Genomic DNA, 19,803 nt, shown 5'->3' with positions numbered 1-19,803 from the left:
GTCTCAGGGGACCAGGTCAACAGAGTCAGACGGCCTGTCGCCATGTGCGACCACCCCTCTCACTTCTCGACCGAGCCTCTGCTGCGGATCACACCCATGACGCTGCAACCGTACCGGCCGCCACTGACGATCCGGAGAGGCACCTGAACCGGGACGAGGTCGAGCCGAGTCGCTGGTTGTACAGAGCCGTCTTGCTTGGGACTCGTTGCCGAACAAGTCGTCGGCCCTCCATCTTGATTCAGATGGAGGGCCGACGATCATCGGAACCGCCGCTCTTACGGGCAGATGTGCATCAGTGCCTCAGTCGACGATCGGCAGGTACAGCCGGTGCCCCGCCTCCGCGAACTCCCTGGACTTCTGCATCATCCCCTCGGCGACCTCCTCGGCCGTCGCCCCTTCAGCCACGTCGCCGGCGAACTTCTTTGTGATGCTTTGGCTAATTTTCATCGAGCAGAACTTCGGGCCGCACATCGAGCAGAAGTGGGCCGTCTTGGCGGGTTCCGCCGGGAGGGTCTCGTCGTGGAAGTCCCGTGCCGTGTCCGGGTCGAGGGACAGGTTGAACTGGTCCTCCCACCGGAACTCGAAGCGGGCGTCGGACAGTGCGTCGTCCCACTCCTGCGCGCCCGGATGTCCCTTGGCGAGGTCGGCGGCATGGGCGGCGATCTTGTAGGTGATCACACCGGTCTTGACGTCGTCGCGGTTGGGCAGGCCCAGGTGCTCCTTGGGCGTGACGTAGCAGAGCATGGCCGTGCCCCACCAGGCGATCATCGCGGCGCCGATGGCGGAGGTGATGTGGTCGTAGCCCGGTGCGATGTCGGTCGTCAGCGGGCCGAGGGTGTAGAACGGCGCCTCGTCGCAGATCTCCTGCTGGAGGTCGATGTTCTCCTTGATCTTGTGCATCGGGACGTGTCCCGGGCCCTCGATCATGGTCTGCACGTCGAAGCGCCGTGCGATCCGGGCGAGTTCTCCGAGCGTGCGCAGCTCCGCGAACTGGGCCTCGTCGTTGGCGTCCGCGATGGAGCCGGGCCGGAGGCCGTCGCCCAGGGAGTACGTGACGTCGTAGGCGGCGAGGATCTCGCAGAGCTCCTCGAAGTGCTCGTACAGGAACGACTCCTTGTGGTGCGCGAGGCACCAGGCCGCCATGATCGAGCCGCCGCGCGAGACGATGCCGGTCTTGCGGTTGGCGGTCAACGGGACGTAGGCCAGACGCACCCCGGCGTGGACGGTCATGTAGTCCACGCCCTGCTCGGCCTGCTCGATGACCGTGTCCTTGTAGATCTCCCAGGTCAGTTCCTCGGGCTTGCCGCCCACCTTCTCCAGGGCCTGGTACAGCGGCACCGTGCCGATGGGAACGGGGGAGTTGCGCAGCACCCACTCCCGGGTGGTGTGGATGTTGCGGCCGGTGGAGAGGTCCATGACCGTGTCGGCGCCCCAGCGGGTCGCCCAGGTCATCTTCTCCACCTCCTCCTCGATGGAGGAGGTCACCGCGGAGTTGCCGATGTTGGCGTTGACCTTCACCAGGAACCGCTTGCCGATGATCATCGGCTCGATCTCCGGGTGGTTGACGTTGGCCGGCAGCACGGCCCGGCCCGCCGCGATCTCCTCGCGGACGACCTCGGGGTCGACGTTCTCCCGGATCGCCACGAACTCCATCTCGGGTGTGATCTCCCCGCGGCGCGCGTACGCGAGCTGCGTCACCGCCTGGCCGTTCCGGCCGCGGCGCGGCTGACGCGGCCGTCCGGGGAACACCGCGTCGAGGTTGCGCAGACCGCCGCGCGGTGAGGTGTGCCTGATCCCGTCGTCCTCGGGGCGGATGGGGCGCCCCGGGTACTCCTCGGTGTCTCCGCGAGCGACGATCCAGTTCTCCCGCAGCGGCGGCAGTCCCCTGCGGACGTCGGTGTCGACGAGCGGATCGGTGTACGGGCCCGATGTGTCGTACAGCGTGACCGTCCGTCCGTCGGTGAGGTGCACCCGGCGGACCGGTACCCGCAGATCGGGACGTGAGCCCTCCACGTACGCCTTGTGCCAGCCGATGGTCTTCTGCGTGGAGGCAGGCGTACGTACATCCTTGTCGGTCATGAGACCCAATCTCCCTACGCCGGCATTACCCGGTAACAGGTTCGGCGGTCGACGCAGCGGTTTCCGTCCGCCGGCGTTTCACGGTGAACATCGCACGTTTGCGTGAAACCCCGCGAAGACGGAGGTCAGCGCCCTCTCAGCCCGGTGCTCCGAGCTCCCGCGTGTGCAAAGGCACCTACACGCTAGCGTCATGCAGGGCGCGGTGAACAGTGGGGCCGCCCCGTTCCTTGCGATGATCGAGCGGTGACCACGACACAGCAGTCCCCCCAGCCGCCCCCCGGACCACGGCACGGACACGGGCACGGACCCGGTCCGGGAATCGCCGGAGGGCACGGGCACACGCACAGCCATGGGCCGGCCGCGCCCGTCTCCCGGCATCTGCGCAAGGTCATCGCGGCGGTCCTGATTCCGTTCGCCGCCGCGGTGGTGGCCGGTCTCGTCGTCCTGTGGCCGGGCGGCACCCCGGCGCACCAGCGCACCGGTGTGGGGTTCGACCGGCAGACGCAGCAGGCCACCGTCACCCGGGTGGTGGAGGTGAGCTGTTCGTCGGCGAACGCCTCCCCGGCCGCACCGGGCGGCGCTCCCTCCGCCGCCGGGGGCTCCTCCGCGCCGCGGCAGGCGTCCGGTACCTGCAAGAGGGCCACGGTCCGGGTGGACACCGGCAAGGACAAGGGGCGTACGTTCACCGAGATCGTGCAGCCCGACCAGTCCCGCCAGCTGAACCGGGGCGACAAGGTCGTGGTCGCCTACGAACCCTCCGCGCCGAGGGAGTTGCAGTACTCGGTCACCGATGTCGACCGGCGCCTCCCGATGACGCTGCTGGCCGCCGTCTTCGCCCTCGCCGTGGTGGTCGTCGGACGGCTGCGGGGCGTCATGGCGCTGATCGCGCTGGCCGTCAGCTTCCTGATGCTGAACCTGTTCATCCTGCCGGCGATCCTGCAGGGCTCGAACCCGCTGGCCGTGGCGGTCGTGGGGTCGAGCGCCATCATGCTGATCGCGCTGTACATGTGCCACGGCCTGTCCGCCCGTACCTCGGTGGCGGTGCTGGGCACCCTGATCTCGCTGACGCTGATCGGTGTGCTGGGCTCGCTGTTCATCGGCTGGGCCGCGCTCACCGGCAACACCGACGACAACACCGGGCTGATCCACGGCCTGTATCCGTCGATCGACATGAGCGGTCTGCTGCTGGCCGGTGTCATCATCGGCTCGCTCGGGGTGCTCGACGACGTGACGGTCACCCAGACGTCCGCGGTCTGGGAACTGCACGAGGCCAATCCCACGATGGGCTGGCGCGGACTGTACCGCGCGGGCATCCGCATCGGGCGCGACCACATCGCCTCGGTGGTCAACACCCTGGTCCTCGCGTACGCGGGTGCCGCGCTTCCGCTGCTGCTGCTGTTCTCCATCGCGCAGAGCAGCATGGGGACCGTCGCCACCAGCGAGCTGGTCGCCGAGGAGATCATGCGCACACTGGTGGGATCGATCGGCCTGGTCGCCTCCGTCCCGGTCACCACGGCCCTGGCGGCACTCGTGGTCTCGGCCGACCGCGGCCCACGGGGGCGGACCGCCGCGCCGGCCGCCGTGCCCGCCCCGGCACGCGGGGGAAGGGGCAGGCGCCGCAAGCGGTGATCCGCCGCGGGGGGGGGCGGCGCCCGCCCAGGGAACCGTTCCTGCACCGCTGCGAAGACGTGGTCACGCGGTGCATCACCCGTACGGCCGATGCCGTAACGCTTCAGCCCGTGCTCTGCTCCTCCGCCAGAATGCGGTCCAGGGCCTCGTCGAGATGGGCGTCGAAGTCGGCCAGTGCGCCTTCCTGCCCCAGCGGCACCAGCTTGTCCGTGCGGTCCAGGAACGCCACCAGCGGCGCCGTGGAGGAGCGGAACAGCGCCCGGTCGGAACCGACCTGAAGCCGGATCAGGACCTCGCTGAGCGACCCGGAGTCGACGGGAGCGATGTGCACATCGCCCTCCCCGCACGGCGCGGCCACCCCGTCGACCAGCAGCTCCCGCCCGAACGCCCAGGTCACCGGGGCGTCCCCGGGGAGATGGAAGGTCAGTCGCACGGCATAGGGATCGCAGGTCTCGTATCGCAACTCCACTGGGATGCGGAAGGAGAGTTCCTCGGACACGAGAAAACTCATCATGACCTCTGCCTGTACGGACTCGCTCATCGCTACCCCGTCATCTGCCGTCGACTGGCCGGGAACCCGTCCCGTGAGACGGGTGCATCTTGCTGAACGTACACAGCAGATCACAAGGAGTGATTTTTCAGATACTGATAGAGAGCGCCAGGGAGCCCAGACACCGTCCCACTTCGCGCTGCAACTGCCGTGCGGCGGGCAGCAGCCGGTCGGCCTGGTGCACGGGAAGGGAGAAGCCCATGGTGGCCACCGTGGTGCCCACCGTGATGGGAATCGCCGCGCACACCGTCCCCAGGGCGTACTCCTGCCGCTCGGTCACCGGCTCCATCCGCGGCGTCCGCTCCAGGCGCCGCAGCAGGCTGTGCTCGTCGCGGACCGTGTACGGGGTGAGGGAGAGCACGGGATAGCGGTCGAGATGGTCGCGCCGGGCGTCGTCGTCCAGCTGGGACAGCAGACACCGGCCGATCGCGTGCGCATGTCCGGTGGCGCGGAGGTCGGCCCACTCCTCGACCGCCGGATAGGCCGCGGAGGCCGAGACGCACATGACCTCGATCTCGCCGTCGCGGTACATCGCGTAGTACATCGGCGCGCCGATCGCGTCCCGCCACCGCGCCATCGCCTCGGCGACTGCGCCGCGACGTTTCTGCGCCGCCCCGCTGCTGCTCAGCCGCTCGGCCGCCTCCCCCAGGAAGAACAGGCCCCGGTCGCGGTACAGATAGCCCTCGTGAACGAGGGTGCGCAGCAGGTGGTAGGCGGTGGGAAGGGCCATGCCCGTCTCACGGGCGAGCTGCTTGGCCGGCGTTCCCCGCTCGTGCCGTGCGACGGACTCCAGCAGGCGCATCGCGCGCTGCACGGACCCGATGAGGGTCTGGGACTGCTGCTCCGGAACCGCGGCGCGCGGCTGTGCCGCGGGGCGCGACGAGCGCGGCTGCGCCGGAAGTGCCGTGGAGGGGGACGGTTCCCGGGGTGCGGGAGACGTGCGCCGTTCTGCAGGTGCGGTGTCAACCGTGGCCAAAGGTCACTCCCGTAGCGCGAGGGGGCAGCCGTGCCGGGAGCACGGGTGGGGGTGCGAGCCGCCGCGGGGACCTGCCCCGTGTCGATTTCCGGACCTTATCCGTCTGCCACCGCTCACAGACGGACTGTCCGGGAAACTTCCCTCCCCCGAGGGAACCGGTGATTCCTGTTACCGATCACCGGTGCCTCATGGCTCTCACCAGTCGCTGCGCGAGGTCGAACTCGACATGAACTTCCGGACGATGTAGATCAGTCCGCCGACCAGGGCCACAAAGATCAGCAGCTTGAACAGCAGGCCGATCAGAAAACCGACCACGCTTGCGATCAGGCCGCCGAAGACGACCAGGGCGATGACCGGCACCGCGATCCACTTCACCCACCACGGCAGACCCGCAAAGATCTCTCGCATTGCCCTCGTCCTCGTCTCTCCGCCGGCCGAGGCCGGTCCCGTCACGTCCCGCGCTCCTGGCGCGGGCTCTTCGTTGTCCTGCACTCGATGCTAGGGCGACCATGCGGCCTGGCGGAGTCCGCGCATCCCTTGTCCTCCCCTGACCGTTCCCCTAGGGAATCCAGGACGGCACCTCAGGCCTCCGGCGGAGAGAACACCACAAGAACCCGCAGATCCTCGCTGATGTGGTGGAACTTGTGGGGAACTCCGGCCGGCACGTACACCACGCTGCCGCGCGCCACATGGGTCGTCTCCTGGCCGACCGTGATCAGGGCACGGCCGCTCACGACGAAGTACACCTCGTCCTGGTTGTGCGGCTTCTGCGGGTCGTGCTCGCCGGCATTGAGCGCGTACAGGCCGACCGACATGTTCCGCTCCCGCAGGAACTGAAGGTAGGCCCCCTCGTTGGCAACCCGCTCCGCCTCCAGTTCGTCCAGCCGGAATGCCTTCATCGCCCTCGCTCACACCCCTCGCCGGTCCTGTCTGCCACGATCGGACACATGAAGAATTTCATAGTCAAGACGATCGCCAATGCGGGTGCCCTGGCGGTCGCCGTCTGGCTGCTCGACAGGATCACCCTGACCGACGGCGGCACGGTCCGGCAGGCCGGCACCCTGATCGTCGTCGCACTGGTCTTCGGCCTGGTGAACTTCCTGGTCAAGCCCGTGGTGCAGGTGCTGACCCTTCCGCTGTTCCTTCTGACGCTCGGCCTGATCACCCTGGTGGTCAACGCACTGATGCTGCTGCTCACCTCGTGGGTGTGCGGCAAGCTCGGGGTGAGCTTCCACGTCGAGGGCTTCTGGACGGCCGTCCTCGGCGGCCTGATCATCTCGGTCGTCTCCTGGGCGCTGAACGCGGTCCTGCCGGACGGGGACTGAGCGGACGAGAGCCGGCCGGACAAGAACCGGCCGGACAAGGACCGGCCGGACGAGGACCGAGCGGCCGGTGACGGGCCAAACGACGCCGGCGACAGGCCGGACGAAGGAGGACGAAACAGTATGAACGACTCCGTGACGCACGGCCTGGACGATCCCCCGAGGGACCTGTGTTCCCCCGCCGGCGCCGGTGAGGGCACACGCGTGGTGCGGGCCGGGCTGCCCGAGCCGGTCAAGTACGAGCCGGCGTTGCCGGGGCCGGTGTTCGCCGCCCACTTCCATCTGCCGGGCGACCCGACGGGCCCCTACACCTACGGCCGCGACGAGAACCCGACCTGGACCCTGCTGGAGCGCGCCATCGGCGAGCTGGAGGCGCCCGGGCAGGACGGTGCGGAGACCGTGGTGTTCGCCTCCGGCATGGCCGCCGTCTCCTCGGTGCTCTTCTCCCACCTGCGGGCGGGCGACGCGGTGGTGCTGCCCGGTGACGGCTATCAGGCGCTGCCGCTGGTGGCCGAGCAGCTGCGGGCCTACGGCATCGAGGTGCGCACCGCGCCGACCGGCGGGGACGCCCAGCTCGACGTGCTGGACGGGGCACGGCTGCTGTGGATCGAGTCCCCGTCGAACCCGGGACTCGACGTGTGCGACATCCGGCGGCTGGCCGAGGCCGCCCATGCGCAGGGTGCGCTGGTCGCGGTCGACAACACCCTGGCCACCCCGCTCGGGCAGCGGCCGCTGGAGCTCGGCGCGGACTTCTCGGTGGCCAGCGGCACCAAGCAGCTCACCGGGCACGGCGACATCCTGCTGGGATACGTCACCGGCCGCGACGGCGAGGCCATGGCGCCCGTACGCCGCTGGCGCAAGATCGTGGGCGCGATCCCGGGGCCGATGGAGGCCTGGCTCGCACACCGTTCGCTCGCCACTCTGCATCTGCGCGTCGACCGGCAGAACGCCTCCGCCCTGGCGCTCGCCCGGGCGCTGCGCGAACGCCCCGAGGTCACCGGGCTGCGCTATCCGGGGCTGCCGGACGACCCCGCGTACAGGATCGCCTCACAGCAGATGCGGCGCCATGGGTGCGTGGTGTCCTTCACACTGCCCACGCGCGCGCATGCCGAGCGTTTCCTCGACGCGCTCGAGCTCGTGGACAGCGCGACGAGCTTCGGCGGAGTGCGCTCCACGGCCGAGCGGCGGGGGCGCTGGGGCGGGGACGCGGTGCCGGAGGGCTTCATCCGGCTGTCCGTCGGTGCCGAGGACCCCGAGGACCTGGTGGCGGATGTGCTGCGGGCGCTGGAGGAGTCGGCCCGCTGACCGCCGCGTGGACGCCCGGTCCGTCGCCGTCGCACCGCCGGCCACGCGCGACGGGCGGTCCGAGCCTCCCCCCTCGTGGCTCGAACCGCCCTCCGGTTCCCGCGCGTAGAACCGCGCGAACAAGGCTAGTTGACTCAGTGTCAGTGTCCAATCACGGTAGCGACAGAGACCTATCGACATATTTATAGTTGGGCGGGGCCAGGGGGGTTGCACGAAAGGCGCCGAGAGGGGTGGGTATGCCATGGATCTGGCCTTGCTGCGCACGTTTGTGACGGTGCACCGGGCGGGCTCCTTCACCCGGGCCGCTGCGCTGCTCGGCCTCTCCCAGCCGGCTGTGACCTCCCAGATCCGCGCGCTGGAACGGCAGGTGGGCCGTCCCCTGTTCCTGCGCCAGGCCCGCGGTGTGACCCCCACGACCATCGGCGACGAACTCGCCCACAAGGCCGCTCCCCATCTCGACGCCCTGGTGGAGATCACCGAGTTCGGCCTCGACGACGAGTCCTCGTTACGCACCCTGCATCTGGCCGGTCCGCCGGAATTCACCGCGGAGCGGGTACTGCCCGCGCTGACCGGGCTGACCGGCGACGACGGACAGGGCTTCGCCCTGCGCACCTCGTTCGGGACCGCCGAGGAGACCCTGGACGGTCTGTCCGCCGGCCATCACGATCTGGCCATCAGCACGGTCCGGCCGCGGGGCGGACTGCTCACGGCGACTCCGCTGTGCGACGAGGAACATGTCCTGGTCGCCGCCCCCCGCTGGGCCGAGCGGGCCGATTCCGCGGAGTCGCATCACCAGGCCGCACCCCCTCCGGAGAACATCCCCCTGATCGACGTCCACGAGTCGCTTCCCTTCGTCTCCCGCTACTGGGCCTCGGTCTTCGACTCCCGGCCGGCCGCGTCCGGCACGGTGATCGTCCCCGATCTGCGTGCGGTCCTCGCCTGTGTGGCGGCAGGTGCCGGGCTCGCGGTGCTGCCCCGGTATCTGTGCGCGGACGCCCTGGAACGGAAGGAGGTCGTGGCCCTCCACGAACCGGCGGTGCCACCGCTGCGCACCTATTTCGTCGTCGTCCGGACCGGCACACTGGCGATGCCCCATGTCGCCCGTGCCCATGAGTGGCTGCTGCGTGCGGCCGCCGACTGGTCCTGAGGCCACCGGCGAAGCACCCTGCCCCGATCGCGGCGCCGCACCATGTTTCGCAGGCAACCAGTCGGGCCACATTTCCTCCATGACCGTCCGTCCCGTGGTCAAACGCACCGCCCGCGCCGTCCTCCTCGACGGTGACGACCTGATCCTGATCAAGCGCACCAAGCCCGGCGTCGACCCCTACTGGGTCACTCCCGGAGGCGGGGTCGAACCCGGGGACGCGACCGTCGTCGACGCCCTGCACCGTGAGGTCTACGAGGAACTCGGCGCCAAGATCACCGACGTGGTGCCCTGTTTTGTGGACACCGTGGAGCACATCGGCAGGGACGGCGGTGCGACCGGCGTCAAGGTGCAGCACTTCTTCGTCTGCCGGCTGGAGTCCATGGACCCCTCCCTGCGGCACGGTCCCGAAGTGGACGCCCCCACCGGCGAGTACGAGATCGTCCGGGTGCCGTTCACCCGGGTCGGCATCGCCTCCGTCCATCTGGTCCCCCTGTCCCTGCGGCACTATCTGGACGGAAACATCGAAGGCGTACGCGCCATGCACGCACCCGACCTGGGCTGAGAAACCGGGTGTTTCACGTGAAACGGCCCGCAGTCGCCCAGGGCGGACGCCCTGCCGCCGCCCAGGGCCCGCACGGATGACCACCGCATGACCAAAACCACGTCCGCCCGCTCCGAAACGGCTGGACGCCGAGGGGGCTCATCGGACAGCCTGACCTGCGTGTCGACTCCTTCCCCTGCCCTTCTCCCCATCCGCCGTCTGACGCCTCGCGATCTCACCGCCTGCGCCGATCTGTCCGAGAACCGAGGGTGGTCCCGTCAGGAACACAGGTGGAACTTCCTCCTGACCGCCGGGACGGGATACGGCATCGACGATCCGGACGGGGGACTCATCGCCGCCTGTGTCCTCACCCAGTACGGTCCGCAGAGCCGCCCGGACCTGGGCGCCATCGGCATGGTCCTGGTCGCCGAGCGGTATGCCCGCCAGGGCATCGGGCGCCGGCTGATGCGCCATGTCATGGCGACGGCGGGCACCACCCCCCTGACGCTCTATGCGACGCCGAACGGCCGCCCGCTGTACGAGGAGCTGGGCTTCAAGATCATCGGATGGGCGGAGACGGTGGCCGGGCACTTCACACCGGAGCCGGGCGAGCAGTGCTCCTCCTCCGACGGGCGGCTCACCACACGAGCGGCCACCGCCAGTGATCTCACCGGCATCCTCCGGCTCGACGAGGAGGTCTTCGGTGCCGATCGCACCGCCCTGATCACCCGGCTTCCCGCGTTCGCCGACCAGCTGCGGGTCGCCGAGAAGCACGGCCGGCTCATCGGCTACGCCGCGGCCTGGCCCAATACGGGCACCCATGTCGTCGGCCCCCTGATCGCCCAGGACACCGAGACGGCCAAAGCCCTGATCGCCTCCCTCGCCGCCCGCACCGACCGCCCGCTGCGCACGGACATCGACCTGCGCCACGAGGAGCTGCTGGCCTGGCTGAAGTCATGCGGGCTGGCGCCCACGGCCCGCAACGCCGTCATGACCTACGGCATCACAGAGCTGCCCGGGGACGAAAGCCGGCGCTTCGCTCCCCTCACCGTGGCGGCGGGCTGAGGAGACCGCCCCGGGCGCACACGGTGCCCATGTGCCCACGGTGCCCATGGGCCCTCTGTGTCTTCCGGTGCAGGCCCCGACTCTTCCGGTGCAGGCCCCGACCGCCCTTAGGGTGAGGGACATGACAGACCTCGAGATACGGCCGGCCGTCGCCGACGACGTCCCCGCCGTCGTCGCCCTCCTCGCCGACGATCCGCTGGGCGCGCAGCGCGAGTCCCCGGACGACCTCGCGCCCTATCTGGCCGCGCTGGAGCGGCTGAAGGCCGACCCCCACCAGCACCTGATGGTCGCGGTGCGGGAGGGCCGAGTCGTCGGCACGCTCCAGCTCTCGATCATTCCCGGCCTGTCCCGGCGCGGCGCCACCCGCTCGATCATCGAGGCGGTCCGCGTTCACGCCGACGAGCGCGGCAACGGCCTGGGCACACGGCTCATCGAGTGGGCCATCGAGGCCTCACGGCGTCATGGCTGCCGGCTGGTGCAGCTGACCTCGGACCGGACCCGCACCGATGCCCACCGTTTCTACGAGCGGCTGGGCTTCGAGGCCTCGCACCTCGGCTTCAAACTGCATCTGTGACGGCCCAGTCGCCGTCGGTGCCCCGCCATCCGTCCGGATCCACACCGCCGGGCACGGAGGCCTCCGTGTCGTACGGCCGGCGTGTGAACACGAACGACCCGAGATCCAGATGGTCCACCGACCCGTCCGGCCGCCGTACCACCCGCAGCACCTCGCCGGCGTAGTAGCCCTCCAGCCCCGTCCAGGTGCCGTCACCGTTCGCCCGGAACCGGGAGCCCCGCCCCTTGCCGGACAGCGGCTCCAGCGACAGCAGCCCGTCGGCGGTCAGCCGCAGGCCGAAGCCCTGTGTCCCCCAGTACCACGGCCCCGCCAGCTCCAGGACCGACGGGTCGATCTCCCGCATCGGCCGCCAGGGTTCGGGGATCCGCGGCTCCGCTTCGGCGACGATGCGCACGAGGTCGGCGCTCACCGCGACGGGCAGCGGGCCGGAGGTGCAGTTGGCCAGTACGACCGCGGCCACGTCCTCCTCCACGTCGATGACGAGCGAGGCCAGGAAGCCCGGCAGCGACCCGCTGTGTCCCACCAGGAGCCTCTCGCCCCACCGCCGCAGTTCGAGACCCAGCCCGTACGCGTACCCGGAGACCACGTCGCCCTCCTCGGGGGGAGCCGCCGGGGTCCGCATCTCCCGCAGCGAATCGGCGCTCAGAATCCGCTCGTCCCCCCGGGTGAGGAAGGCGGCGAAGCGGGCCAGATCCCCCGTGGTGGACCACAGTTGGCCGGCCGGGGCCATCCGGCCGAGGTCCTCGGCGGGCTCCGGCAGCACCACATCGGCCCAGGGGTGCACCGCCCATCCCTTCGCATACGGCGCCTCGGGCCGCGTGCTCGTGCGGTTCAGCCCCAGGGGCTCGAGCACCTCCCGTCGCAGGACCTCCTCCCAGGAGGCGCCGCGCACCTTCTCGACCAGCGCGCCCAGCAGGGTGTAGCCGGGGTTCGAGTAGTGGAACCGCCGGCCGACCGGATGCCGCAGCGGCTTCTCGCCCAGGACGTCGGAGAGTTCGGGGCGCAGCTCTCCGGGCGTCCTCTCCCACCACGGCGCGGGCGTCTCGGCGGCCAGCCCGCTGGTGTGCGCCAGCAGGTCGGCGATCGTGGCCTCCCCCGCGCCGGTGCCCGGCAGATGCTTCTCCAGCGGGTCCGTCAGGTCCAGCAGACCCTCGTCACGCAGCCGCAGGACCAGCACGCCGGTGAAGGTCTTGGTGATCGAGCCGATCCGGTACTGCGTGTTCTCGTCCGGTTCGTGTCCCTCCTGCGACGTCCGTGCACCGTGCCAGACGGTCCGTCCTGCGCGCACGACCGCGGCGACGAGCGACGGCGCCCGTCCTTCGGCCTGGGCCACGGCGATCCGGTGCGACAGCGCCCGGCGCGTACCGGGAAGCAATGCGTCCTGAAAACTCGTCATGCTCTCAGTCCACCCGGTACGACCGTGCACGTCGAGCGGATTTCACCGGGCACGGCGACGGCCGCGGCGAAGCGCGGGGACTGCGGGGTCCCGCTGCCGTCCGGAGGCCCTGTGACCTGCTGTTCCTCCGTCCGTCCCGGACGGCTGCCGTCGTAGTCGCCCCTCCGTACCGCCTTCGGCGCGGCCGGGACGGGGCTCAGTCGCACAGGGCCTTTTGCAGGCACGCGCCGAAGGCGGCGGGATGAGTGGTCAGACCGATGTGCCCGCCGGGGAAGTACCGGAGCTTTGTGCCGAGGCGCTCGGCCAGGAAAGCGGTCGCGCGATGGGGCAGTTCGCCGCGTGAGTCCTCGCCGCAGGCGAGCACGAGCCGGTCCGACAGCGCCTCGAGCCGCGAAAGGTCCGGTGCATGGGTCATGAAGCCGGGCACGATGCGCCCGACGAAGTACGGCAGGTCGGCCATTGTCCGCTCGGCCCGCGCCGCCGCCCGGGGCGGCAGCCCGGTCCCGGCCTCCGGTGCGGTGGCGCCGCCGTCCTTGCTCAGCCCCGCGGCCAGGACGGCCATCGCCGGCATGAGCCCCTGCGTGCGGAACGTCTCCCTCACGCGCGCGACGAGCGCGCGGTGCTCGGCGGCGTCCGGAAGGACCTCCACCAGCGGCGGTTCGTGCGCCACGACGCGCGCGACACGTTCGGGACGGGTGGTGAGCATGTGCACGGCGACGATCGCGCCCGAGCTGGCGCCGAACACCCGGGCCGGTTCACCGGGCGACAGCCGGTCCAGCAGCCGGAACGCGTCCTCGGCGTGCTCGGCCACGTGCTGCTCGGCCTCGGGGTCGTCCAGTGTGCTGCGGGACATGCCGCGCGGATCGTAGGTCGCGACGGTGTATGCGCCGGCCAGGTCGTCGGCGATGCCGTCGAAGGAGGCCGCGCCGCCCGTTCCTCCGGGGATCAGCAGCAGGAGCGGGCCCCGGCCGCGCACTTCGTAGTGCAGGGTGGCGCCGTTCACGCGCAGAGTGCCGACGGCCGGGTCAGTCATGCCGGGTCTCCTCTCGGGACGGGGGCCAGTGCTCCAGGAGGCTGTGCAGGGCGTCGAGGGTGCGGATCCAGGACTGCTCCGGCGGACGCCCGTGCATGAACCCGCCCGTGGCCTCCAGCGCGACGAACCCGTGGAAGGTGCTGCGCAGCAGCCGGACCGCGTCGGTCAGGTCGGGTTCGGCGAGTCCGTAGCCGCGCAGCATCCCGTAGGTCAGCTCGACCGCGCGCCGTGGTCCGGGCGCCTTGGCGGCCAGCTCGGGGTCGATCCGGACCGCGCTCTGCGTCGCCGCATAGCGGCCCGGGTGCTGGTGCGCGTATTCCCGCCAGGCATGGGCGAAGGCGACAAGGGCGTCCTTGCCCGACCGGCCGGCGATCGCCTCCGCGATGCGGAGGGTCTTCTCGTCCGCCGCCAAAAGCGCGATCCGCCCCCGCAGGTCCTCCAGGTTGCGGACGTGCACATAGAGACTCGCGTCCTTCACACCCAGCCGCCGCGCCACCTGTGACATGGTCACCCGGTCGAATCCGACCTCGTCCGCCAGCTCGGCGCCCGCGACCGTCACCCGCTCCGCCGTCAGCCCGGCCCGCGCCATGCGTCCTCCCCAAGAACCTAGGACCTCTAGGAATATCCTAGAGGTCCTAGGAAGACAAGGGACGACTGACCTCCTTGTCGGCCGACGGCGCTGTGAGCCGCGGCTCTTCCGGGCTGCGGCTTTCCTTCGGGCAGCCCAGGACCGCGTATCTTCCCCATTGCTTGCGCCCCTTGCCGTCCGGCGGCCGGACGGCAGCTGTCCCGCGGTCGTCCGGCTGCGACCTGGACTCCGCTCGCTGTCTCAGAGCGTGTCGGTCAGCCGCACTCCCAGGGGCGTGTCATTTCCCAGGCCCGAGGCGCCGGTGTCCACGGTTTCCTGGAACCAGTCCAGCGACTGGCCGTGCGGGCCGGCGAAGGCCACCGGCTGTTCGTCCAGGGCCAGAGCGAACACCGCTCGGCCCGGCGGTGCAGAGCGCGGAAGCCGGGCCTCGACGGCCGGCACGATGCGGGGTCCCTCGTTCGTGATCCAGTGCCCCGGAATGCTTCGCATCGTCTCAGCGAAGGCACTCCGGGCTTCGCTCGGCAGATAGGCCAGGACTGCGCTGTGGAAGACCACCGGCGTGGCCCCCCGCGGCGCCTGGGAAACCAGGTCCCGGACCGCCTGGTTGAGATCCCCCCGGACAAGGTGCGGGGGCTCGGCCTGCGCGATGCGTGCGGCGTTTCGCAGCCGCTCCAGCCGATCACGCTGCTCGGGCCAGACCAGACACTCCAGCCAGCGCATGTCGTCGGCATCACGGACGTCCAGTGGATTGAGGTCGACGCCGGCCCGCCAGACAACGGTGGGCAGCCGTTCTGGAAACGGCATGGGACCAGAGGTGCGACAGGTCAGGGAGACCGGACTGTCGGACGGTCCCAGGGGAGGCCGGTCGTCGTACCGGTACTGGTAGCGGTCGGGATACAGACACAGGCCGGCCGAGGCACCCGCCTCGATCAGGGCGAGCGGTTGAGGCAGGGAGGCCAGGAGCGGGAGCAGCGCGGCACACCTGCCGGGTTCGTTGGTCTGCGTGCGACGTCGCAGCATGGTCGCGCTCACCTGGTCCCAGTGAGCGATGACCCATGAGCGGAAAGGGCGATAGCCGTCGACAGGCCCTCCGAGGAACCGCACGGAGGCCAGGAGCAGGTTCGGCTGCCTCTTCGGTTCGGGCAACTGGTCGATGAGTGCGATCAGCTCCTCGTCGTCGGCAGCCCGGCCGGCCAGTTCCTCGTAGATCGCGGAGTGTCCGTGGACTTCCCTGGTCGCAAAAGCCCTGTACCGCTGCGCAGTATCCATCTGTGCGTCCCTTCGCCTGCATTGATCTTCACAGGGACGGTCACCGAAGAAGGAGCGAATCCCGGGTTGTCCTGAACCTCACACCTCGTTGCCGGCATCCGCGACCGCTCTGCCACGACCGGTGGGTCCCATGGGGCGTCCCCGTTCGGCGCGTTCGAGGAGACGAGGACGGGGGCCAGGGCTCGCGCATGGGTTCCTTGAAAAGGACACGGGACTCGGGAACCCACAAGGGCGTCGCTCAGGTCTGCGCCATGTCCACGAACCGCGAGTAGTGCCCCTGGAAGGCGACCGTGATCGTCGCGGTCGGGCCGTTGCGGTGCTTGGCGACGATCAGGTCGGCCTCACCGGCGCGGGGCGACTCCTTCTCGTAGGCGTCCTCGCGGTGCAGCAGGATGACCATGTCGGCGTCCTGCTCGATGGAGCCCGACTCACGCAGGTCGGAGACCATCGGCTTCTTGTCCGTGCGCTGCTCGGGGCCACGGTTGAGCTGGGAGAGCGCGATGACCGGGATCTCCAGTTCCTTGGCCAGCAGCTTGAGGTTCCGGGACATCTCCGAGACCTCCTGCTGCCGGCTCTCGGGCCGCCTGGAGCTGCCGGACTGCATCAGCTGCAGATAGTCGATGACGACCAGCCTGAGGTCGTGACGCTGCTTCAGACGCCGGCACTTGGCGCGGATCTCCATCATCGACAGGTTCGGGGAGTCGTCGATGAAGAGCGGGGCGGCCGAGACGTCCGGCATCCGGCGGGCCAGACGCGTCCAGTCCTCGTCGGTCATCGTGCCCGAGCGCATGTGGTGCAGGGCGACGCGGGCCTCGGCGGACAGCAGACGCATCGCGATCTCATTGCGTCCCATCTCCAGCGAGAAGATGACGCTGGGCAGGTTGTGCTTGATCGCCGCCGTCCGCGCGAAGTCCAGCGCGAGCGTCGACTTGCCCATCGCGGGACGCGCGGCGATGACGATCATCTGCCCCGGGTGCAGGCCGTTCGTCAGCGCGTCGAAGTCGGTGAAGCCGGTGGGCACACCGGTCATCTCGCCGCTGCGCGAGCCGATCGCCTCGATCTCGTCGAGCGCGCCCTCCATGATGTCGCCCAGCGGCAGGTAGTCCTCGCTGGTGCGCTGCTCGGTGACCGCGTAGACCTCGGCCTGGGCACGGTTGACGATCTCGTCGACGTCGTCGTCGGCCGCGTATCCCATCTGCGTGATGCGGGTACCGGCCTCGACGAGACGGCGCAGGATCGCACGCTCGTGGACGATCTCCGCGTAGTACGCGGCGTTCGCCGCCGTCGGCACGGTCTGCACCAGTGTGTGGAGGTAGGAGGCACCGCCCACCTTGTTGATCTCGCCGCGCCTGGTGAGCTCGGCGGCGATGGTGATGGGGTCGGCGGGCTCGCCCCTGGCGTAGACGTCGAGGATCGCCTCGTAGATCGTCTCGTGCGCCGGTTTGTAGAAGTCGCGGCCCTTGAGGATCTCCACGACGTCGGCGATGGCCTCCTTGGACAGAAGCATTCCGCCGAGGACCGACTGCTCGGCGTTCAGATCCTGGGGAGGCAGTCGCTCGAAGGAGGGGTTCCTGTCGTCCCAGGCACCGCGCTCCTGGCCGCGCTCGTGCTGTTCCTCGCGGTCAGGGCCCAGATCGAGACGACGGGAAGCAGGCACACGGTCACTGGGCCCTCTGTCGGCCCACGGGTCGTCCAGGGGCTCGGACATGCTCACCGAGCGACCTCCTCCCGTCCGCCGAGCGGACCTCGCCATGCCCCTGTGCGCAGGGGACGGCACCGACACATGAGAAACCCGTCTCCGCTTCGGACATGTCGGCTTTACGGCAGTTGGGAAGGCCGAAAAACAGAGCGGGCGCCGGTCCACGGTAGGCCCCCGGGAGGCATCAGCCAATCTGGTTATCCACAGGCCGTGTGGATAAGAGCCCCGATGCTGTGGAGAACTCCTCCAAACCTGTGCACGACCCGGTGGACAGGGCTGTGAACAAGCCCTCGAAACTCCCCGAAGAGCGGCTCTGACCTGCGGTTTTCCCATCCACCGGCTGTGCAGGAGAAAAACTTTCCCAGTCGGCCCAAGATCGCTTGGGGCGGTGCGTACAAGCGAGTGCCATGCACACAGAGGTAAGAGGCAGTACCCCATCGCATCTCTTACCTGTGGACGATTAGATTGGTGCCCATGACACAGGCCCCCGCACGCCGTACGGCCTCCCTGCGCCGGCACGACCGAGAGATCGTCGCACTGGCCGTTCCGGCCTTCGGCGCACTGGTCGCCGAGCCCCTCTTCGTGATGACCGACAGTGCGATCGTCGGCCACCTCGGCACAGCCCAGCTCGCCGGACTCGGCGTCGCCTCGGCCCTTCTGACGACCGCCGTCAGTGTCTTCGTCTTCCTGGCCTATGCGACCACCGCGGCCGTCGCCCGCCGCGTCGGCGCGGGTGATCTCCAGGCAGCCATCCGTCAGGGCATGGACGGCATCTGGCTGGCACTGCTGCTCGGCATGGCGGTGATCACGGTCGTCCTGCCCACCGCGCCCGCCCTGGTGGAGCTCTTCGGTGCCTCGCGGACCGCGGCCCCGTATGCAACCACCTATCTGCGCATCTCCTCGCTGGGCATTCCGGCCATGCTCGTCGTCCTGGCCGCCACCGGTGTTCTGCGCGGACTGCAGGACACCCGGACGCCGCTGTATGTCTCGGTCACCGGCTTTGTCGCCAACGCGCTTCTGAACGCGGGTCTTGTCTACGGCGCCGGACTCGGCATCGCGGGCTCGGCCTGGGGCACGGTCATGGCCCAGTGCGGCATGGCGGCCGTCTACCTTGCCGTGGTCGTCCGCGGAGCCCGCAGGCACAAGGCCTCCCTCCGCCCCGACGCGGCCGGTATCAGGGCGTCCGCGCAGGCCGGCGTCCCTCTGCTCATCCGCACCCTTTCCCTGCGCGCGATCCTGATGATCGCCACAGCGGTGGCGGCCCGCCTCGGTGACGCGGACATCGCCGCTCACCAGATCATCCTGTCCCTGTGGAGCCTGCTCGCCTTCGCTCTCGACGCCATCGCCATCGCCGGACAGGCCATCATCGGCCGCTATCTGGGAGCCGCGGACGTCGAGGGCGCCAAGGGTGCCTGCCGGCGCATGGTGCAGTGGGGGACGGCCGTCGGCTTCTGCCTCGGCATCCTCGTGGTGCTGAGCCGCCCGCTCTTTCTCTCCCTCTTCACCAGTGACATCGCCGTCAAGGACACCGCGCTGCCCGCACTGCTCGTGGTGGCGCTCTCCCAACCGATCTGCGGCATCGTCTATGTCCTGGACGGTGTGCTGATGGGGGCCGGCGACGGGCCGTATCTCGCCGGAGCCATGCTGATCACTTTGGCCGTCTTCACTCCGGCGGCACTGCTCGTTCCCGTCCTCGGGGGCGGGCTCACTCTGCTCTGGGCGGCCATGGCGCTGATGATGACCGTGCGCATGCTGACCCTGTGGCTGCGCTCCCGCTCGGGCCGCTGGATCGTCACGGGAGCGACACGCTGACCGTTTCACGTGAAACGCCGCTTCTCGCACTGCGGCATACCGGTCACACAGAGGGGCCGCACCCTCCACGGGTGCGGCCCCTCTGCCGGGTGGTCACGCCATGCGCAACGATCAGGCCGCGACGACCTCGATGTTGACCTTGGCGGAAACCTCGGGGTGCAGACGCACGGCCGTCTCGTGGGAGCCCAGGGTCTTGATCGGGGCACCCAGCTCGATGCGACGCTTGTCGACCTCGGGACCACCGGCCTCCTTGATCGCCGAGGCGATGTCGGCCGGGGTGACGGAACCGAAGAGACGGCCGGAGGCGCCGGAGCGGACCGCCAGGCGGACCTTCACGCCCTCGAGCTGGGCCTTGATCTGGTTGGCCTGCTCGATGGTCTGGATCTCACGGATCTTGCGGGCGCGACGGATCTGCTCGACGTCCTTCTCGCCGCCCTTGGTCCAGCGGATGGCAAGCTTCCGCGGGATCAGGTAGTTGCGGGCGTAACCGTCCTTGACCTCGACGATGTCACCCGCGGCGCCGAGGCCGGAGACCTCGTGGGTGAGGATGATCTTCATAAATGGCTCACCCTTCCCTTAGCGCGCGGTGGAGGTGTAGGGCAGCAGCGCCATTTCACGGCTGTTCTTGACGGCCGTGGCGACGTCACGCTGGTGCTGCGTGCAGTTGCCGGTCACGCGACGGGCACGAATCTTGCCGCGGTCGGAAATGAACTTCCGCAGCATGTTCGTGTCCTTGTAGTCCACGTACGTGATCTTGTCCTTGCAGAAGGCGCAGACCTTCTTCTTAGGCTTGCGCACAGGCGGCTTCGCCATGGTG

General features: G+C 69.6%; 20 protein-coding genes. 8 read left to right on the top strand and 12 right to left on the bottom strand.

Annotated elements, in window-relative coordinates; translation table 11 throughout:
• Positions 1-300 precede the first annotated feature (300 nt).
• The gene (thiC, locus tag CCN35_RS06600; protein WP_086791810.1) at positions 301-2,079 is read right to left on the bottom strand and encodes a phosphomethylpyrimidine synthase ThiC; all 1,779 of its coding nucleotides are present in this window, start codon (positions 2,077-2,079) and stop codon (positions 301-303) included.
• A 243-nt stretch (positions 2,080-2,322) separates the two neighbouring features.
• Here thiC and CCN35_RS06595 point away from each other — a divergent pair, with 243 nt between their 5' ends.
• On the top strand, positions 2,323-3,708 hold the full coding sequence (locus CCN35_RS06595; RefSeq protein ID WP_067397822.1) for a YibE/F family protein: 1,386 nt from the start codon (positions 2,323-2,325) through the stop codon (positions 3,706-3,708).
• Positions 3,709-3,811: 103 nt separating this feature from the next.
• On the opposite strand, the gene CCN35_RS06590 is transcribed toward CCN35_RS06595, so the two are convergent.
• The 4 genes from CCN35_RS06590 to CCN35_RS06575 form a co-directional block, all read right to left on the bottom strand.
• Positions 3,812-4,249, bottom strand: coding sequence for an SsgA family sporulation/cell division regulator (locus CCN35_RS06590; RefSeq protein ID WP_067397821.1), 438 nt, complete (start codon positions 4,247-4,249; stop codon positions 3,812-3,814).
• Between the two features lie 97 nt (positions 4,250-4,346).
• Positions 4,347-5,081, bottom strand: coding sequence for an IclR family transcriptional regulator (locus CCN35_RS06585; protein ID WP_268877207.1), 735 nt, complete (start codon positions 5,079-5,081; stop codon positions 4,347-4,349).
• Positions 5,082-5,429: 348 nt separating this feature from the next.
• On the bottom strand, positions 5,430-5,642 hold the full coding sequence (locus tag CCN35_RS06580) for a DUF5326 family protein (RefSeq protein WP_067397819.1): 213 nt from the start codon (positions 5,640-5,642) through the stop codon (positions 5,430-5,432).
• Positions 5,643-5,815: 173 nt separating this feature from the next.
• Complete coding sequence (locus CCN35_RS06575; RefSeq protein ID WP_067397818.1) at positions 5,816-6,133, bottom strand: cupin domain-containing protein; 318 nt, start codon at positions 6,131-6,133, stop codon at positions 5,816-5,818.
• Positions 6,134-6,181: 48 nt separating this feature from the next.
• Between CCN35_RS06575 and CCN35_RS06570 the strand changes: the two genes are divergently transcribed.
• The 6 genes from CCN35_RS06570 (at position 6,182) to CCN35_RS06545 (ending at position 11,188) form a co-directional block, all read left to right on the top strand.
• Positions 6,182-6,559 carry a phage holin family protein gene (locus CCN35_RS06570; RefSeq protein ID WP_067397817.1) on the top strand — a complete coding sequence of 126 codons (378 nt, stop codon included), beginning with the start codon at positions 6,182-6,184 and terminating at the stop codon, positions 6,557-6,559.
• A 120-nt stretch (positions 6,560-6,679) separates the two neighbouring features.
• Entirely contained in the window at positions 6,680-7,861 is a 1,182-nt protein-coding gene (locus tag CCN35_RS06565; protein WP_067397816.1) for a cystathionine gamma-lyase, read from the top strand.
• Positions 7,862-8,102: 241 nt separating this feature from the next.
• Positions 8,103-9,008, top strand: a complete 906-nt coding sequence (locus CCN35_RS06560; protein WP_067397815.1) for a LysR family transcriptional regulator — start codon at positions 8,103-8,105, stop codon at positions 9,006-9,008.
• 79 nt (positions 9,009-9,087) lie between these two features.
• A complete protein-coding gene (locus tag CCN35_RS06555; RefSeq protein ID WP_067397814.1) occupies positions 9,088-9,570 on the top strand; it encodes an NUDIX hydrolase in 483 nt (160 codons plus the stop codon).
• A 159-nt stretch (positions 9,571-9,729) separates the two neighbouring features.
• Positions 9,730-10,614 carry a GNAT family N-acetyltransferase gene (locus CCN35_RS06550; RefSeq protein ID WP_067397813.1) on the top strand — a complete coding sequence of 295 codons (885 nt, stop codon included), beginning with the start codon at positions 9,730-9,732 and terminating at the stop codon, positions 10,612-10,614.
• A gap of 121 nt (positions 10,615-10,735) precedes the next feature.
• Positions 10,736-11,188: a GNAT family N-acetyltransferase gene (locus CCN35_RS06545; RefSeq protein WP_067397812.1), complete on the top strand. Its 453-nt coding sequence runs from the start codon at positions 10,736-10,738 to the stop codon at positions 11,186-11,188.
• Here the strand turns inward: CCN35_RS06545 and CCN35_RS06540 are convergent.
• The 5 genes from CCN35_RS06540 to dnaB form a co-directional block, all read right to left on the bottom strand.
• The gene (locus tag CCN35_RS06540) at positions 11,172-12,584 is read right to left on the bottom strand and encodes a serine hydrolase domain-containing protein (protein WP_067397811.1); all 1,413 of its coding nucleotides are present in this window, start codon (positions 12,582-12,584) and stop codon (positions 11,172-11,174) included. The genes CCN35_RS06545 and CCN35_RS06540 overlap by 17 nt on opposite strands.
• Before the next feature lie 196 nt (positions 12,585-12,780).
• Positions 12,781-13,617, bottom strand: a complete 837-nt coding sequence (locus tag CCN35_RS06535) for an alpha/beta fold hydrolase (protein WP_067397810.1) — start codon at positions 13,615-13,617, stop codon at positions 12,781-12,783.
• The gene (locus CCN35_RS06530) at positions 13,610-14,206 is read right to left on the bottom strand and encodes a TetR/AcrR family transcriptional regulator (RefSeq protein WP_067397809.1); all 597 of its coding nucleotides are present in this window, start codon (positions 14,204-14,206) and stop codon (positions 13,610-13,612) included. Before CCN35_RS06530 ends, CCN35_RS06535 begins: the two co-directional genes overlap by 8 nt.
• Positions 14,207-14,446: 240 nt before the next feature.
• Positions 14,447-15,475 (bottom strand): DUF2332 domain-containing protein, encoded by a 1,029-nt coding sequence (locus CCN35_RS06525; protein ID WP_067397808.1) that lies wholly within the window; start codon positions 15,473-15,475, stop codon positions 14,447-14,449.
• Positions 15,476-15,713: 238 nt separating this feature from the next.
• Entirely contained in the window at positions 15,714-17,189 is a 1,476-nt protein-coding gene (gene dnaB, locus CCN35_RS06520) for a replicative DNA helicase (protein ID WP_067397807.1), read from the bottom strand.
• Positions 17,190-17,648: 459 nt separating this feature from the next.
• Between dnaB and CCN35_RS06515 the strand changes: the two genes are divergently transcribed.
• Positions 17,649-18,986 carry an MATE family efflux transporter gene (locus CCN35_RS06515; protein ID WP_086791806.1) on the top strand — a complete coding sequence of 446 codons (1,338 nt, stop codon included), beginning with the start codon at positions 17,649-17,651 and terminating at the stop codon, positions 18,984-18,986.
• 111 nt (positions 18,987-19,097) lie between these two features.
• On the opposite strand, the gene rplI is transcribed toward CCN35_RS06515, so the two are convergent.
• Both rplI and rpsR read right to left on the bottom strand, forming a co-directional pair.
• Positions 19,098-19,544 (bottom strand): 50S ribosomal protein L9, encoded by a 447-nt coding sequence (rplI, locus tag CCN35_RS06510; RefSeq protein ID WP_067397805.1) that lies wholly within the window; start codon positions 19,542-19,544, stop codon positions 19,098-19,100.
• An 18-nt stretch (positions 19,545-19,562) separates the two neighbouring features.
• Entirely contained in the window at positions 19,563-19,799 is a 237-nt protein-coding gene (gene rpsR, locus CCN35_RS06505) for a 30S ribosomal protein S18 (RefSeq protein ID WP_067397804.1), read from the bottom strand.
• Positions 19,800-19,803: the final 4 nt, after the last annotated feature.

The organism is Streptomyces thermovulgaris (genome assembly GCF_002155915.1).
Classification (GTDB): Bacteria; Actinomycetota; Actinomycetes; order Streptomycetales; family Streptomycetaceae; genus Streptomyces; species Streptomyces thermovulgaris.
Note: the sequence above shows the minus strand (reverse complement) of the source record. Positions and strands in the feature narration are given on the sequence as shown.